Raw genomic sequence first — 15,232 nt, 5'->3', positions numbered from 1 at the left:
CCACATTCCCAGCCTATCGGTTGGCCGCCAGCACCGAGAGAAGTTCGAATCCGACGTGGGCAGCGGCGATGCCGGTGATCTCCGCGTGGTCGTAGGCCGGTGCCACCTCCACGATGTCGGCGCCGACGATGTCTAGGCCCACCAGCCCGCGCAGGGTGTTCAGTAGTTCGCGGGAGGTGAGCCCGCCGGCCTCCGGGGTTCCGGTGCCGGGTGCGTGGGCTGGGTCGAGTACGTCGATATCGATGGAGACGTACACCGGGCCGCCCTCGAGGCGCCTGCGCATTCGCTCGACAATGCTTGTGACACCGTCGAATTCGTAGTCATCGGAGCGGATGACCTGAAAGCCCAACACGGAATCCTGCTCCAGGTCGGTTTTGCTGTACAGCGGGCCGCGGATGCCCATGTGCAGCGAGCGCTCCATATCGATGAGCCCCTCTTCGCTGGCCCGCCGGAACGGGGTGCCGTGCGTGTATGGAGCGCCGAAGTAGGTGTCCCAGGTGTCCAGGTGGGCATCGAAATGCAGGACGGCCAGCGGGCCGTGGTCGCGGGCCAGCGAGCGCAGGATCGGCAGCGCGATCGTGTGATCGCCCCCGATCGTCAGCACCGTCGACCCGTCTTTGCGCAGGCCGGTCATCGCGGTGTCGATCGTCGCGATCGCCTCCTCGATGTTGAACGGGTTGACCGCGATATCGCCGCAATCGGCCACCTGCTGGACGGCGAACGGTTCGACACCGAGTGCGGGGTTGAACGGTCGCAACAGTTTGGAGGCCGCGCGCACATGCGAGGGACCGAACCGCGCGCCAGGCCGGTAGGACACCCCGCTGTCGAAGGGCACGCCGACGATCCGGACGTCGGCGGCCGGGGCCTCAGCGATCCGCGGCAGCCGGGCAAATGTTGACGGTTCGGTGTAGCGCGGGTATGCGGTCGCATCGATCGGGCCCACGATCTTCTCGGATGCCATGTTTCTCCTCTGCCGAGCCGTTGCGGCGAGGCTAGCCTGCAGGGGTGACCCGCATCGCCTGCGCACAAATTGCGCCCACCCTCGGGGCGGTGGCCGCGAACGTCGAGCTATCCGCGAGCGCCATTGCCGACGCTGTCGCGCAGGGTGCCGATGTCGTGGTGCTGCCCGAACTGGCGACCTCCGGCTACATGTTCGCCGATGCGGACGAAGCCCGCTCGGCGGCGCTGCGCCCCACCGATCCCGCATTCGACGCCTGGCGGTCGGCGGCCGTTGAGGCGGTCGTCGTCGGCGGCTTCTGCGAGCTCGGGGATGACGGGCTGCTCTACAACAGTGCGGTGGCGCTGGACGGTGACGGGGTGATCGCCACCTACCGCAAGACACATCTGTGGGACCGGGAGAAGCTGATCTTCACCCGGGGTTCAGAACTGCCGTCAGTACTACGGACCCGCCATGGCGCGATCGCGGTGATGATCTGTTACGACCTCGAATTCGGTGAGGTGACCAGGCGAGTCGCGGTCGAGGGCGCGGAGCTGATCGCCGCGCCGGTCAACTGGCCGGCGTTCCCGCGGCCCGAGGGCGAACACGCCGGTGAGGTGATCACCGCGATGTCAACAGCCCGGCTCAACCGCATCGCCGTCGCGGTGTGTGACCGCGCCGGAGAGGAGCGTGGGCAGCTGTGGACCGAGGGCACCGCGATCATTGATCCCGACGGCTGGGTGATCGCCGACGCCGGCCCGGGGCCTGGGCTGGTGATCGCCGATGTCGACCTGTCGCGCACGCACGACAAGATGTTGACTGAGTATGTCGACCTGTTGTCCGATCGCCGTGTCGATTTGTACTGAGCGGGTTTGCCTGGGTGGTCGGATGGGTGGCCTGCGGTGTGGATCTCCTCCGGGCTGGATGAGGATTGGACGGCTAACGTCCCTCCCGAGCCCTTTTGTCGTATGATCTGGGCAAAATACCAGCTAAGTACTAACAGCGATCGTCCAGCCTCTCGGGGCCGTTGGTAAATCAGCCGAACCAGCAAACTAGGATGATCCGAGCATTCGGCCCACACAGATAGGAAACGCCATGAGCTATGGTCGCCTGACTCGCCAGATCGCACTCTTTGCTGGCGGTGCCGCGATCGTCGGGACGGGGGCGCTGACCGCCTGTAGTTCCAGTGCCAAGGACAGCCCGTCGACCACCACCACCACTCCCTCGTCGGCCGTGGCACCGTCGCCGACCGAGAAGGCAGTGACGCCGGGTGGCGCGAACTCGTTTTCGCCGTCGGTCAACCCCGCACCTCCCGGAGCGGTGTGCAAGGAAATCGTCGGTGACAACTGCATTCGTTGACCTACGGAGCTGAGCCGCTCAGCCATGGGCTGGGCGGCCCAGCTGACGGTCAGGACTACGGCGCGACGGGCAGGCCCGCGGGCTTACCCGAGAAGCCGCGCCGGTCGCGAAAATCGTTGTTGGGCTGGCGAATTGCCGTGATGTCGTCGCGCACCTGCGGGTTGGCGGCCAGGTAGGCCTGGACCTTGGTGCGGATCTGCTCCCTGGGCAGGCCCTGCAGGCTGGTGAAGAACGCGTTGACGTCGGGGTGGGTGAAGAGATAGCCCGACATCGAGAAGCCGACGCCTGCGCTGATCCCGGCCAGATCGGCCTGTGTTCAATTCGGTGCCGGATCGGCCGCGGCCGGACCGGCCGCGCCGATAGCAAGGGCCCCGGCGGCCAAAGTGATTGCTACTGCGTGACATACAGAATGTGAAATGGTCATGACCTTTCAGATCCTGGTGACCTCGGTGAGATTCGCAGAATCACTGTACGCAGTCGGGCTTAATTCTTGTGGGCACCGACCGAGGCGATCGCGGTTCGGATGTCGGGGGCGAGCACGCTTCACCCCCGATTCGCGGCAACGCTAGCAGAGCACGCTGGGTGCTGCGTCAGGGTGTTTTCTGGTGCCCTCGGTGAGATTCGAACTGTTTTCGAGGTGCTGGCCAGAGGGCTGGACCAGCCCTCAGCTGCGAAAACACATAACGGTGATTCTCTACATTTATCTGTAACTGTGGGCAAAGTGTGGGCACGGTGTGGGCGGCTGGTCAAACAGAAACTCGACCGAGAGGACCAAATCACCACCATGCCCACCACAACCACCTGCGCCTCGTCCTACAAGCCCGCGTCTGACGCGCTGGCGGACCACACTGACACCTCTGTGAGCCCGATCGCTGTCGTCGGCCTTGACGAATGGGAGCTGTGGCAGCACGCCCAACGGTTGTCACCGAAGACCATCTCCGAGCGTGTCCGGGTGTTGCGTCAGTTCTACATCGAAACGCACGTGCAGCCGATGCACGCGGACTCTCTCGGCATCGTCCGCTGGACGGCCAGCCACGACGATTGGTCGGACTCGACGGCCGCGGCGTACAACTCGTATCTGGTCGCGTGGTTCAAGTGGCTCCAGATCACTGATCGCCGGCTTGATAACCCGATGGTGAAGGTCGGGACGGTGAAGGTGCCCGATCGGGCTCCGCGGCCGATCGCCGACACCGATGTGCCGAAGCTGCTGCAGACCCGCATGTGGACGTCGACGCGGCGGATGATCCTGCTCGCGCTGCTCGCCGGGCTGCGGGTGCATGAGATCGCCAAGATCCGCGGCCAGGACGTCGATATGGCCAGCCAACTGTTGTGGGTGAAGGGCAAAGGGAAGCGCCTGCGGTCGATACCGTTGCATCCGATCCTGATCGAGATGGCCTCCGAGATGCCCGAGCGCGGGTGGTGGTTCCCGATGCGCGGCTACGAAGCCGAGCACATGCTGTCGAAGTCGGTGTCCGACGTGATCGGTCGCACCATGCGCCGCGCCGGGGTGTTGGGTACTCCGCACAGTCTGCGCCACTGGTATGCGACCAGCTTGCTCGACGACGGCCACGATATCCGTCTTGTCCAGGAGTTGATGCGGCACAAATCGATCCAGTCGACGCAGATCTACACCAAAGTGTCGGACCGGCGCCAACGGGAAGCGATCGCCAGCTTGAGCTTGGCCCGCCACCAACGTCCAAGCGTGAACCCGCGCCGAGCCGTGCTCGACTGAACGCGCGAGAGAGCGGGCCACCGAGCGAGGAGGTCTCGGTGGCCCGCTCTCGGCTTTTCACATGGCGCGCTTGCGGTACCGGTTGAGCACGGCTTGCTCGGCGAGGGTCCATCCGGTGAACGATCCTCGGATGCTCTTGGTGAACGGGCCGGTGGTCTCGTCGGTGGGCAGCTGGGCTCCGTTGGCGGCCAGGCGGGCGGCGGCGGTGGTGATGACCGCGGCGATCTCGTCGTTGGGTTCGCCGCCCTCGAATCCGTTGCCGCGGGTGTAGGCCTTGGCCATGACGGTGACTTGGGCGATGGCGGCCGGGATGGCGGCGCTGCCGTTGTCGAGCAGCGCCGCCACGTCCTCGCTGATGGTCACCGGTTACGCCTCGGTGAGCAGGGTGACGGCCTTGGCCTGCAAAAGCGCGGTGTCCCAGCGGGATACGACGCGGATGCCGACGCTGTCGTAGTCGCCCCACGTCTGGTCGAGGATCTTCACCTCGGCGTTGACGTCACGTGCGACGACCACCTTGGAGAAGTCGACCAGGGCGACGCGGGCCTTGGTGGACACCTTCGGGATGTTGTCGGTGATGATCACCGGCAGACCGAACAGATGGAAAGCGGTGCCCCCCGAGATGCCGGTGGGGTCGAACAGGTACTGGCGGAAGTCCTGATCCGACGTCTCGCCGGGGTTGGCGATCTTGAGCTTGCGTAGTGCGGCGAAGCTATCCGAGGTCATCGCCCAGTGAGTCGGGTTGACCTTGTTGCCCTGGGCGGCCGCGATGCCGTCGATGAGGCTGTCGGCGTCGGTCAGGTCCAGCGTGCCGGTCTGGATGCCGGTCTGGCGGAGGATGCCCTTGATCGTGTTGCTGGTGCCCGCGCCGTCCCACAGGGCGGCGTCGAGGGCGTTGGCGACGTCGGTGACCAGGCGGGTCCGCAGGACGGCGTCCAGGCCGATGACCGCGGTACGGATCAGCTCGTTGGAGAGCTTCACGAGCACCTTGAGGCTCTTGAGGGTGGACGGCAGCAGCGTGACTTCGTCGAACGCAACGTCGCCATCGGAGATCTGCGCGCCTTCGGCGACGAATCCCGCGGTGACGCCGTTGACGATGCGCGGCACCCGGACCGGCTGGGATGAGTCCAGCACGACCGGGCCGGCAGCCAGGAACGTCGAGGCTTGTTCGAGCGGCTGAACGAGCAGGTTCGCGACCTGCGACTGAATGAGGGTGGAGTTACCCGAGGTGACTTCAATGGCCACGATTGAGTCCTAACGTGAGTGTCTGATTGGTGGTCGACACGTCGCCAGGACGTCAATCGTGTTGGGCGCCAGGCCCGCTACCACGTGAGTCTACGTCCGCTCCTTGAGTAATCCCAGTAGCGAGAACGGTTCGGACGCGCCGCCGCGGTTCCCTTGCCCGATATCGCCGGTCGGTCGACGCGACGCCAGGTGCGGTTTGGCGGCGAGCAGATCGTCCACCGCGGCGGCCATCGCGTCGGGGTCGTCGAGGTGGTCCTCGTCGAACTCGAGGTCGCTGGGATCGGCCAGTCGGCCGGTGGCGCGGACCAGCTCGGCGTGCAGCCGTTGGGCGTAGGTGTCAGCGACCTTGGCGCGATCGCGGTACTTCGCGTTCTGCCCGCGCAGCTTCTCGACGTAGGCCCGAGGGAACGTCTCGGCGGTGTCGTCGTCCTGGTGCCCATCGGCGTTGGCGTCGCTGTCGGTGGTGTCCTCTGTCGCACCTTCGGAGGCCACCTCGTCGGCGGTAGTCTCGGTGCCGGCCGTGGTGTCCTCGGCCGTGATGTCGGCGGTGCCGGTGTCGGTCATTGTGGTTGTGTCCCTTCGCTGTTGGTGTGATTAGGCCCCGACCCCGACGCCGGTCGTCGAGGTAGGGGAGTCTTGGGTGCGGGCGGTGCGGATCTCGGCGATCTGGTCGTCGGAGTAGCCGAGCTTGCCTAGTGCGTAGGAGGCGGGCAGCAGGCCGGCGCTATAGAGCTTGACCACGGCGTCGGCCTCCTGGGCGACCGAGCGGGTGGCGGCGTCAGCCCATTGCACCCGAATGTCGTCGATCAGGTTGGGGTCGCGGCCATCCCGCACCGCGACGATGAGGCGGGCGACCTGTTCCCATGCCCGCCCGAACGTCGCTTGCCGTGCCTCCGCGCGGGCGGTCAGGCTGGCCTCAGCGGCCCGCAGCGCGTCGGCCGAGGCCGGATTATCGGTGAAGACACCGACGTAGTGCGCTGGCAGGGTGCTCACGGCCATGATCTGGCCGAGGATGACCCGCACGCTGGCCTCGTATCCGGCGAGGTCGGCGGCGGCGAGCTGCCCGAACTTGGCGGCATCGTTCTCCGAGATCATGGCCCGGTTGCCCTCGGGGATCGGGTTGACCTCGGTCATCACCGGCTGGTCGTCCTCATCGAGGACGGGGTTGCCGTCGTCGTCGAGCACGGGTTCCTCGGTCAGCTCGATGCCGGTGGCCCAGCGCCGGGGCCGGCCGACGTACTCGCTGGTGACCATCATGTCGGCCAGGGACTTGTTCAGGGCATCGACGAGCGGTTTGAGGTCGTCGATCTCGGAACTACCCCAGTCGCCGATGATCCGGTCGGTGTTGCGCAGGTTCACCACCGGGACCACACCGAGCGGATTGGCGATCTCATCGACGGTCTGAAATCCCGTCGAGGTTGCGCCGGCCTGGTTGGCGCGTAGCCGAATGATGCGGTCGGGCAGGTACATGACGGCTTCGGTGGTTTTGGCGCGGGTGTCCTCCCACCGCTTCACCGCGGCGACGGTCTGGCGGGTGCCCGGATCGGTCAGCACGGCAACCTGTTTCGCTGACTCGACGGTGACGTTGGGATTGCCGAACTGGTCGGCCCACACGATCACGTAGGAGTCGCCGAGCAACAGGGCCTCGCGGTGGGCGACGCCAGAGGTTTGGTCGAGGTCGTTGCGCACCCAGTCGGCCCACAACTCCGCGTCGCCCGAGAAGCCGGTGATGCGCAGGCGCTCAGCGAGCGCAGTCACACTCAATCGCGGGATATTGCTGGCCATCACGCCGAACCTGTTGCCCAGCGCAGTCTTTGCTTCTGGGCTCAAGAATGCCAAGGGCTGTTTGCCTGTGTAGTAGCGGTCCAGGTCGGCGTAGCGGGCGGCCGGTGCATCGAGCCGCTGCATGAGATCGGTCAGTAGTTCGGTTTGGGTGGTCATGATGCAAAACTCCTTGCTCTCTTACGGTTTCGGTGAGTTGCACGCCAGGTGGCGCGACTGTGAGCCATGACCAGGCAGGCGGCCAGGTCAATCTTGGGTGCGGTACGGGACCGGGATCGTTTGGCCAGTCGCAGGCCGCGGGCGTCCTCGACGATCACCGCGGCCCCGACATGCGCGGCCAGGCGCGGGTCGCCGGAGTGCGACATCCGGCCGTTGACCGCGGCGCTGTAGAGGTCGGTGGTGGCCGCGGTGAGCCGCGCCGGCGAGTGCGGGAACTCAACCACGGGCAGCTTCTCAGCCTCCAGGGCTTGCAGGGTGCGCGTCCAGCGAAACGGGTCGGCGATGATCTCCACGACCTGCCAGCGCCGGCACGCCTGCCGGATCGTGTCTTCCACGTCGGCGACCGGCACCCGGTAGTCAGTGTCCTTGCGGTGCGGACGTTCCCAGACCGCAAGAACATCGAAATGCGGTTCCGGTGAGACAGTCCCGACCAGCAGGGCGGTGGTGTCATCCGAGAACGACCCGTCGAGGGCAATCACGATTTCGGCGCGATCCGGGACACCGACGCCCGTACCCAGATCCGCCCAGACCTCGGCGGGCAGGAACTTGCCCTCGGTGTCCGACGCAATCTGACACAACCGGGCACGCCGGAACGTCGCCTCACGAATCTTGGGCGGCAGCAGCGCCACCATCGCGTCCTCGTGCAGGAAATCGCCCAGCGCAGGGTTCGCCAGCTTCCAGCAGTGCCGGCAGTCCACCGGGTGGTCCTCGAATCCGGCGGCCGAGTACTCCCGCCACACCAAGCTCGGATCGTCTGGGTGCTCTGCGGCGCTGTTGCGAAGGTCGAGAAGCACCTGATCGTCGAGGTTCGGCCCCGGCGTGCCGATGCATACGAGGGTGGACCGCACCCGTTTGCCTTGCGCCGCAGTGAGAACCTCGTACGAGTCGCGGCTGGCCACGCCGGCCTCGTCGAGTACCGCCAAGCTGTAGTTCAGGCCCTCCAGACGCTTCGGTTCCGCCGGCAACACAACCAGTTCGGCGTTGCGTGACGGGATCACCAGCTTGTCCTTGAAGAACTGGACCCTTGATGCGAGGTCGGGGTGTAGCTCGCACATGCGCCGAGCGATCCCGAACACGATGCCGGCCTGTCGCTCGTCGACCGCCACGATGTCGATGACGGCCGCCTCACCGCCCAGGAACAACTCGTAGACGCCCCAGGCCGCCATCAGACTGGATTTTCCTTGGCCCCGTGGGAGCATCCACCCGGCCGTGCGGGGCTGCACCGGGACGTCCAGCACCGAGCCAACCAACTCACGCTGCCAGCCGCGCAACCGCATGGGTGACAGGGCGCCGGTGCCGGACGGTACCCGGATATAGCGCTGACAGAACCGGGCGAACCGCACCGAGCCGGCCGACCTCGGCCGCCACGACAACGGACTCTCGTCGACCGCGCCCTTCGGACCCGCCTTCACCGCGTAGCACCTCCCACGGGTGTGTAATGCGCACCGCGGCTACCGTCGGAGTCTGGCTGGAGGCTGACCGGGGCGTCCCCCCTGGTGGCTGACGGTCCGCGTGCGGCACCGGCAGCGCGGTTGCAGGGTCCGCACAGGACTCGGACGTCTTGGAGCCGTATGGGCTTGCCAGCGGCCTTGCGTGCCCACGCTTGAGGTGTGTGGTCGGTCTGCAAGTCCTCGGTGCTGCCGCAGTCGGTGCAGAACGGTTGCAATCGTCTGGCGCGCTTGGACAGTCGGGTCCAGGCGGCGTCGTAGCCGCGCGCGTGGGCGGTGGGCTTGGTGTCGATGGTGTGCTCGGTGCAGCGTGGCCCGCTCGTGGGTTCGCCGCAGTCGAGGCAGGGTCGCAGGGTCACTGGTCGTCGTTACCTTCACCGATGTCCGCGGCGTCACGCATCACGCCGAGCAAGTGCTCGAAGTCGATGTTCTGCTTACGGACGACCCACAGGAGCGTGTCGGTCAGCGCATCCACCAGTTGGGTGGGGTCGCAGTTCACGGCGATAGCGTGTCGACCCTTGGTGTCGCTGTTCTTGTTGGCTTGCAACCATGCTGCGGCATCGCGCATGCCTTCGCTGCGAGGGTTGAGTTCAGTCATCAGTGTCCTCCTGGGCGGCAAAGTCAAGGACTGTCTGCTGCAACGTCTTCAGGCCGAGGGGCGAGTACAGCGGTGGGAGCAGGGTCTCGTAGAGGTTCAGGATGGCGAGGACCAGTTCGGTCACTCGGTCTGCTTCGTCGGCGTCGGCCAGGACTGCGGTTAAGGCTTCGCTGTTGTCGTTGCCGTGGTGGGCGATGAGCTGGGCGGCTCGGCGGATGTCGGGGTCGCCGTCTGTGGTGTTGGCCATGTCGACGACGAGCCCGGAAAGGCAGGCCATGCCGAGTTGGGTCACGAGGGCCGGGACGATGTGTTGGAACAAGTCGCAGAGCGCCATGATTAGTTCGGTGATTCGGGCGGCCTGGACGGCTTCGGCGAGGACCTCGTTGCATCCGTCGGTTCGGCGGTGGGAGTAGTGCAAGATAAGCGCTGCTGCGCGCCGGCTGTCGGCTGCGGCTTCGTGGTTGGTCATGCGGTGGTCCTCTCGGGGTCAACGGGGTCGACGTTCCCGAAGGCGTCATCGAGGAGTCGTTGCCGCGCTTCGGGGGTCCGGCATTCCGGGCAGCGAGCGACGGCGTTGTCGCTGATGTCGATCTGGCCGGTGCCGCGGCACGTGGCGCAGTCGCGTTGTGCGCGGGCGAAGAGGTCTCGTGTGGCTTGCTCACGTTCGGTTCGCATCTGGTCGTCCTGCTCTCGTTGAGCTCGGACTTCTTTGCAGCCGTTGCAATTGGGCGGCAGGGGATATCGGCGGGGGTCGGCGTGCTTCGAGCAGCGGGCAGTCCCCAACGAAGTCCCTATAGAAGTCCCTAAGGAGTGCTGTTGTTGCAGTTCATGATTGGTTTTTGGTTCCGCTGCTGGTGCGGGTTTGAACCGCTGCTGGTGCGGGTTTGAACCGCTGGCGGTGCGGGTTTCGTCTAAACCTGCACTGTTGGCGGTGCAGGTTTCGTCGGAAACTTGAACCGCTGCTGGTGCGGGTTTTCGAAGGTCATGCGACCGTCGCGCCGTAACGCCTCGGCCACCAATCGTGCGGGCGGTCTCGGTCAGGTAGCCAGTTGCCACGAGCTTCTGGAGCAACGCCTTCACGCGGTTTCGGGACATGCCGCCGGGCACGCATCCGGCCAAGGCGTCGAGCTCGACCGCCCACCCTGTGCCATCACGGCGTGTGAAGTCGATGCATACGCCCATTGCTAGCCTCACCTCTTTGTCGGTGAATCTGGCATCGGTTCGCAATGACCGCAGCCATGCAAACTTGTCGAATCGGTTCACGAGCTGGCTCACGGGTGGTCATACCCTCGCCGTCTCCGCGACGAGTTGGACCACTGCCCGGTATTCGCGCTTGGCGCGGCCGAGGTGGTCGGTGACCACGATGGTGATCGCGTCGCCTTCGGCGGTGGCGTCGGCGCGGGAGTCCCAGTCGTCGGGTTTTCGGATGGGGAACACTTCACTCGCCGCCGCTAGGCGGGCCGCGATCTGGTGCGCTTCGGCGGTCACGCGCTGACTCCCCGCGGGTCGTCAGTGCGCTGCACAGTGTTCGCGTCGAGGTACGCGCGGACATCGGACCAGCGGTACAGCACGCGGTGACCGACCTTGACGAACTTGGGTCCGGTACCGCGGTAACGCATTTGGGCCAGTCCGGACTCGGTGGTGAACAGCGCTTTGGCGACTTCCCGCGGTAGTGCTGTGTCGGGCTGATCGGATGCCATGAGTTCTCCTGTTTCTCAAGCCTTGTAATTACAAGGCTGGGACTAGTGAACATCGAGAGCGATGCGCTGTCAACCCTTGAGAAAACGAGGTACAGTCCCGAGCGTGACCGAATCCGAACCGCTGGCAGTGCCGCTTGCCGAGGTCGTGGGCCTCAACGCCCGACGTCTGCGCGGTGACTCGACTGCGGACGAGCTCGCCAAGGCGGCCCGTCGGCAGGGGTTGAACTGGGGGACTGGCCGGATATCCGATCTTGAGCACGGCCGCGTTTCTCCGACGCTGTCCACGTTGGTCGCGCTGGCCTATGCGCTCCACACTTTGCGGGATCAGCCGGTGACGTTGGGGGATCTCGTCGAGCATGACGGGTTCATTGAGGTTACTGACAAGCTGAAGGTGAAAAGTGCTGCGCTACAACGGTTTATGAATGGTGAGGACGTTGCTTTCAATGTCGGCGACATGGCCAATAGCGCAGAGATGTTAGATATCGTGAAGGCAGGCTTGGCCCAGATGACCGAGTGGGCCAAGAAGCTCCATTATCTCGATGTCGATATAGACACTGTCGTCGAGCTGGAGCGTCAAGCTGGCGAGACTGAGGCGCGAATCGCGAAGGCATTGGGGGTGCCACCGAGCGCTGTGGCCGTCGCGTCGGCGCACTTGTGGGGCCGCACTCTCTCTGCTGAGCGTGACCGGCGCGCCGGTAAGGGCGCGAATGCTCAGGACCGTGGGCGGATCACTCGTCAGTTGAAGGCAGAGATACAGGCGGCGCTGAATGGCAACGATTAGCAAGTACCAAACCTCAAGCGGTGCAACACTTTACCGTGTCCGATACCGGACACCGGATCGTGGGCAGACCGACAAGCGTGGGTTCAAAACCAAACGCGACGCGGAGGCGTGGGCATCGAAGAATGAGGTTGCCAAGGCACGCGGCGAGTATGTCGCACCGTCGCTCGGGAGGGTCACGGTGGGGGAGCTGGGGCCGACCTGGATGCTGCGCCAGAAGGGGCACATGAAGCCGAGCGGATACCGGTCCTATGAGTCGGCATGGCGGGTACACGTCGAGCCGCGCTGGCACCGGGCGAAGCTCGCGGACATCCGCTACACCGACGTGCAGGCGTGGGTTACCGAGCTGTCGGTCAAGCTCAGCCCGTCGATGGTGGCGACGGTCTATTCGGTGCTGGCGCGGATCTTGGATGACGCGGTGCGCGATCGGTTGCTCGCCGCTAATCCGGCGCGTGGGGTCAAGCTGCCGTCGCGGGCCAAACGACAGAACGTGTATCTGAGGGCCGACCAGCTCCACATGCTCTCGGTCGAGGCGGGCCGGTACGGGTCGTTGGTGTTGTTGCTGGGGACGGCGGGCCTGCGCTGGGGTGAGGCGGCGGCGCTGCGCGTCTCCGATGTTGATTTCCTGCGTCGGCGGATCGTGCTGCACGAGAACGCGGTGAGCGTTGGCGGCCATATTCACGTTGGCACGCTCAAGTCAGGTCATCACCGAGCGGTCCCGCTGGCGGGGTTCGTCGTCGAGGCCCTGGCCGCCACATGCGAAGGCAAGGCTCGCGACGAGCTGCTGTGGCCGTCCGCCAGCGGCCGACACCTCGGGCCGCCGGCCGGAATCCGGTCGTGGCTATCAGGCGCGGTGGAGCGGTGCCAGAAGGCGGACGAGAAGTTCCCGCGGATCACAGCACACGACCTGCGGCACACCGCAGCGTCTTTGGCCATCTCGTCGGGGGCGAACGTGAAGGTCGTTCAGCGGATGCTCGGGCACGCTTCGGCGGCCATGACGCTGGACGTTTATGCGGATCTTTTCGACGACGATCTCTCCGCAGTTGCCGACAAGTTATCTGAGACTGTGGGCAAAATGTGGGCACGGGAGGTGAAACTGGACAGCCAGCAAACATAGAAACCGCCTGCTAGCTGCAACAACGTGTCTGTAGAACTTGTGCCCTCGGTGAGATTCGAACTCACACTGCACGGGTTTTGAATCCGTTTCCTCTGCCAGTTGGGATACGAGGGCAAGCCGCTCCGCGGCGGTATTCCACCATAGTTGATCGCCCACGCCGCACCGCAAACCGGTGGGTCACGTCGCCCCGAGGTGGCTGTTTGCGGCCGACCACGTAACAATGTGGCCATGACCGACGCCCCAGAACGTATTGCCCGCCGGGTGCTGATTGCCGAGGACGAGGCGCTGATCCGGCTGGATCTTGCCGAGATGCTTCGTGAAGAGGGCTATGACGTGGTCGGCGAGGCGGGCGACGGGCAGGAGGCTGTCGAGCTGGCCGAGCAGTTGCAGCCGGACCTCGTGATCATGGACGTGAAGATGCCGCGCCGCGACGGGATCGATGCGGCCGCCGAGATCGCCAGCAAGCGCATCGCCCCGATCGTAGTGCTGACCGCGTTCAGCCAGCGTGATCTGGTAGAGAAGGCACGCGATGCCGGGGCGATGGCCTATCTGGTCAAGCCGTTCTCGATCACCGATCTGATCCCGGCGATCGAGGTTGCGGTCAGCCGGTTCAGTGAGATCGCCGAACTTGAGCGTGAGGTGGCCAACCTGTCCGACCGGCTGGAGACGCGCAAGCTGGTGGAACGGGCGAAGGGTCTGCTGCAAACCAACCAGGGCATGACCGAGCCTGAGGCGTTCAAGTGGATTCAGCGGGCCGCGATGGACCGCCGGACGACGATGAAACGGGTCGCCGAGGTCGTGTTGGAGACCCTCGACACACCGAACGACGATTCAGCGTCGAATTGATCCGTTAACTTTGTGCTTCCTTTGACCGCGCCGTTTGTCGCGATCCGGAATATGCTCACCGCCAGGCGTTGGCCAAGACCACGCGCTGGAGCCACGGGTTGACTATGTTCAACCGCAGTGTCGAGGGGCGGGCCCAGAGCGTGGCTTGCGATGTCGGCGCCGAGAAACAACTGACCCGGAGGTGAAACGTGCGCGGACACGCGACACGCAGTGCAATCGCCGCAAGCTCGGCGCTGCTGGCGGTGTTCGGCATCGCCGGCTGCAATCAGCAGTCCCCGTCGAATGGCGGGAACTCCGCACAATCCGACCTGAAGATCGTCGAACAGGTCCAGATCGACCAGAACGGTGCCGAGGTCAAGGTCGATTCGGGCGTGACACCGGCCGACCCCGCGGGTGATGGCAAGGCCACCTGCCCGCCGGTGTCCATCGCGATGGCCGGTGCGCTCAATGGGCCGGACGCCGCACTGGGCATCAACATCAAGTACGGGGTGCAACTGGCCATCGACAAGCACAACGCGGCCAACCCGGGCTGCCAGGTGCAGTTGAAGCCGTTCGACACCGAGGGTGATCCGCAGAAAGCCACCGCGATCGCACCGCAGATCATCAACGACGCGTTCACCATCGGCCTGGTCGGCCCGGCATTCTCCGGCGAAACCAAGGCCACCGGCGCGGTGTTCGATCAGGCCGGCCTGGTCGCGGCCACGGCGTCGGCCACCAACGTCACGCTGTCCGAGCAGGGCTGGACGACCTTCTTCCGCGGCCTGGCCAACGACGGTGTGCAAGGACCGTCGGTCGCCAACTACCTGAAGAACACGCTGGGTCAGAAGAAGGTCTGCGTCGTCGACGACAGCACCGACTACGGCACCGGCCTGGCCCGGGCGGTCCGGGAGACCCTCGGCCCGGTCGCGGTTTCGGCCTGCAACATCTCAGTCAAGAAGGGTGACAAGGACTTTTCGGCCGCGGTGACGCAGGTCAAGGGCCAGTCGCCGGACTCGGTGTTCTACAGCGGTTACTACGCCGAAGCCGCTCCGTTCGTGCAGCAGCTGCGCGACGGTGGGTACACCGGCAAGTTCGTCAGCGCCGATGGCACCAAGGATCCGGAATTCGTCAAGGCGGCCGGCCAGGCCTCCAAGGACGCCATCCTGTCCTGCCCGTGCGGCCCGGCCACCGGCAGCTTCGCCGACGAATACACCAAGAAGTTCGGTCAGCCCCCCGGCACCTACAGCACCGAGGGCTACGACCTCGGGACCGTACTGCTGAAGGGCATCGACGCGGGCAAGATCACCCGTCCGGACCTGCTCGAGTGGGTCAAGAACTACAACGGACAGGGCGTTGCCCGGAAGTACCAGTGGACCGATAAGGGTGAGCTCACCACCACCTTGATCTGGATCTACAAGGTCCAGTAGCCGATTCGCGAGACGCGTCCGGGACCGTAAGGCTCGGGTGCCTTCTCGTTTCAGACACCAAGGAGGCC

Annotated in this window: 19 protein-coding genes and 1 tRNA gene; 7 read left to right on the top strand and 13 right to left on the bottom strand. The window is 65.3% G+C overall.

The genetic code is table 11. From position 1 onward, the window contains the following. Positions 1 to 13 precede the first annotated feature (13 nt). Positions 14 to 961: an agmatinase gene (speB, locus tag G6N13_RS21060; protein WP_163700081.1), complete on the bottom strand. Its 948-nt coding sequence runs from the start codon at positions 959 to 961 to the stop codon at positions 14 to 16. A gap of 44 nt (positions 962 to 1,005) precedes the next feature. Here speB and G6N13_RS21055 point away from each other — a divergent pair, with 44 nt between their 5' ends. Together G6N13_RS21055 and G6N13_RS21050 are read left to right on the top strand one after the other, a co-directional pair. Beyond that, positions 1,006 to 1,803, top strand: coding sequence for a nitrilase-related carbon-nitrogen hydrolase (locus tag G6N13_RS21055; RefSeq protein WP_163700079.1), 798 nt, complete (start codon positions 1,006 to 1,008; stop codon positions 1,801 to 1,803). A gap of 229 nt (positions 1,804 to 2,032) precedes the next feature. Continuing rightward, positions 2,033 to 2,296 carry a hypothetical protein gene (locus G6N13_RS21050; RefSeq protein ID WP_163700077.1) on the top strand — a complete coding sequence of 88 codons (264 nt, stop codon included), beginning with the start codon at positions 2,033 to 2,035 and terminating at the stop codon, positions 2,294 to 2,296. A gap of 55 nt (positions 2,297 to 2,351) precedes the next feature. On the opposite strand, the gene G6N13_RS25960 is transcribed toward G6N13_RS21050, so the two are convergent. Next, on the bottom strand, positions 2,352 to 2,567 hold the full coding sequence (locus G6N13_RS25960) for a heme-binding protein (protein ID WP_322789284.1): 216 nt from the start codon (positions 2,565 to 2,567) through the stop codon (positions 2,352 to 2,354). Positions 2,568 to 3,080: 513 nt separating this feature from the next. Here G6N13_RS25960 and G6N13_RS21040 point away from each other — a divergent pair. After that, positions 3,081 to 4,028 (top strand): tyrosine-type recombinase/integrase, encoded by a 948-nt coding sequence (locus G6N13_RS21040; RefSeq protein ID WP_163700074.1) that lies wholly within the window; start codon positions 3,081 to 3,083, stop codon positions 4,026 to 4,028. 57 nt (positions 4,029 to 4,085) lie between these two features. On the opposite strand, the gene G6N13_RS21035 is transcribed toward G6N13_RS21040, so the two are convergent. From G6N13_RS21035 to G6N13_RS20990, 10 genes are all read right to left on the bottom strand, one after another. After that, complete coding sequence (locus G6N13_RS21035) at positions 4,086 to 4,391, bottom strand: hypothetical protein (RefSeq protein WP_163700072.1); 306 nt, start codon at positions 4,389 to 4,391, stop codon at positions 4,086 to 4,088. 3 nt (positions 4,392 to 4,394) lie between these two features. Beyond that, positions 4,395 to 5,270, bottom strand: a complete 876-nt coding sequence (locus tag G6N13_RS21030; protein ID WP_163700070.1) for a phage major capsid protein — start codon at positions 5,268 to 5,270, stop codon at positions 4,395 to 4,397. A gap of 90 nt (positions 5,271 to 5,360) precedes the next feature. After that, on the bottom strand, positions 5,361 to 5,834 hold the full coding sequence (locus G6N13_RS21025) for a hypothetical protein (RefSeq protein WP_235677852.1): 474 nt from the start codon (positions 5,832 to 5,834) through the stop codon (positions 5,361 to 5,363). A 30-nt stretch (positions 5,835 to 5,864) separates the two neighbouring features. Then, complete coding sequence (locus G6N13_RS21020; RefSeq protein ID WP_235677851.1) at positions 5,865 to 7,211, bottom strand: phage portal protein; 1,347 nt, start codon at positions 7,209 to 7,211, stop codon at positions 5,865 to 5,867. Then, on the bottom strand, positions 7,208 to 8,683 hold the full coding sequence (locus G6N13_RS21015) for a terminase large subunit domain-containing protein (RefSeq protein ID WP_163700068.1): 1,476 nt from the start codon (positions 8,681 to 8,683) through the stop codon (positions 7,208 to 7,210). The genes G6N13_RS21020 and G6N13_RS21015 overlap by 4 nt, the downstream gene beginning before the upstream one ends. Positions 8,684 to 9,074: 391 nt before the next feature. Further along, positions 9,075 to 9,317 (bottom strand): hypothetical protein, encoded by a 243-nt coding sequence (locus G6N13_RS21010; RefSeq protein WP_163700066.1) that lies wholly within the window; start codon positions 9,315 to 9,317, stop codon positions 9,075 to 9,077. Then, positions 9,310 to 9,786 carry a hypothetical protein gene (locus G6N13_RS21005; RefSeq protein ID WP_163700064.1) on the bottom strand — a complete coding sequence of 159 codons (477 nt, stop codon included), beginning with the start codon at positions 9,784 to 9,786 and terminating at the stop codon, positions 9,310 to 9,312. The genes G6N13_RS21010 and G6N13_RS21005 overlap by 8 nt, the downstream gene beginning before the upstream one ends. After that, positions 9,783 to 10,592 (bottom strand): hypothetical protein, encoded by an 810-nt coding sequence (locus G6N13_RS21000; RefSeq protein WP_163700063.1) that lies wholly within the window; start codon positions 10,590 to 10,592, stop codon positions 9,783 to 9,785. The genes G6N13_RS21005 and G6N13_RS21000 overlap by 4 nt, the downstream gene beginning before the upstream one ends. A 6-nt stretch (positions 10,593 to 10,598) precedes the next feature. Further along, complete coding sequence (locus G6N13_RS20995) at positions 10,599 to 10,805, bottom strand: hypothetical protein (protein WP_163700061.1); 207 nt, start codon at positions 10,803 to 10,805, stop codon at positions 10,599 to 10,601. Beyond that, complete coding sequence (locus G6N13_RS20990; RefSeq protein ID WP_163700059.1) at positions 10,802 to 11,017, bottom strand: helix-turn-helix transcriptional regulator; 216 nt, start codon at positions 11,015 to 11,017, stop codon at positions 10,802 to 10,804. Before G6N13_RS20990 ends, G6N13_RS20995 begins: the two co-directional genes overlap by 4 nt. Before the next feature lie 103 nt (positions 11,018 to 11,120). Here G6N13_RS20990 and G6N13_RS20985 point away from each other — a divergent pair, with 103 nt between their 5' ends. Together G6N13_RS20985 and G6N13_RS20980 are read left to right on the top strand one after the other, a co-directional pair. Next, a complete protein-coding gene (locus G6N13_RS20985; protein ID WP_163700057.1) occupies positions 11,121 to 11,798 on the top strand; it encodes a helix-turn-helix transcriptional regulator in 678 nt (225 codons plus the stop codon). Continuing rightward, on the top strand, positions 11,785 to 12,912 hold the full coding sequence (locus G6N13_RS20980) for a site-specific integrase (RefSeq protein WP_163700055.1): 1,128 nt from the start codon (positions 11,785 to 11,787) through the stop codon (positions 12,910 to 12,912). Before G6N13_RS20985 ends, G6N13_RS20980 begins: the two co-directional genes overlap by 14 nt. Before the next feature lie 40 nt (positions 12,913 to 12,952). Here G6N13_RS20980 and G6N13_RS20975 read toward each other — a convergent pair. Next, positions 12,953 to 13,026, bottom strand: a tRNA-Leu gene (locus tag G6N13_RS20975). A gap of 114 nt (positions 13,027 to 13,140) precedes the next feature. Between G6N13_RS20975 and G6N13_RS20970 the strand changes: the two genes are divergently transcribed. Continuing rightward, positions 13,141 to 13,758 carry a two-component system response regulator PdtaR gene (locus tag G6N13_RS20970; protein ID WP_163700053.1) on the top strand — a complete coding sequence of 206 codons (618 nt, stop codon included), beginning with the start codon at positions 13,141 to 13,143 and terminating at the stop codon, positions 13,756 to 13,758. A 188-nt stretch (positions 13,759 to 13,946) separates the two neighbouring features. Beyond that, positions 13,947 to 15,164, top strand: a complete 1,218-nt coding sequence (locus G6N13_RS20965; protein WP_163700051.1) for a branched-chain amino acid ABC transporter substrate-binding protein — start codon at positions 13,947 to 13,949, stop codon at positions 15,162 to 15,164. Positions 15,165 to 15,232: the final 68 nt, after the last annotated feature.

This window comes from Mycolicibacterium sarraceniae (assembly GCF_010731875.1).
GTDB classification, from domain to species: domain Bacteria; phylum Actinomycetota; class Actinomycetes; order Mycobacteriales; family Mycobacteriaceae; genus Mycobacterium; species Mycobacterium sarraceniae.
The sequence above is the reverse complement of the archived record's forward strand: the minus strand, read 5'-3'. Positions and strand labels throughout refer to the sequence as shown.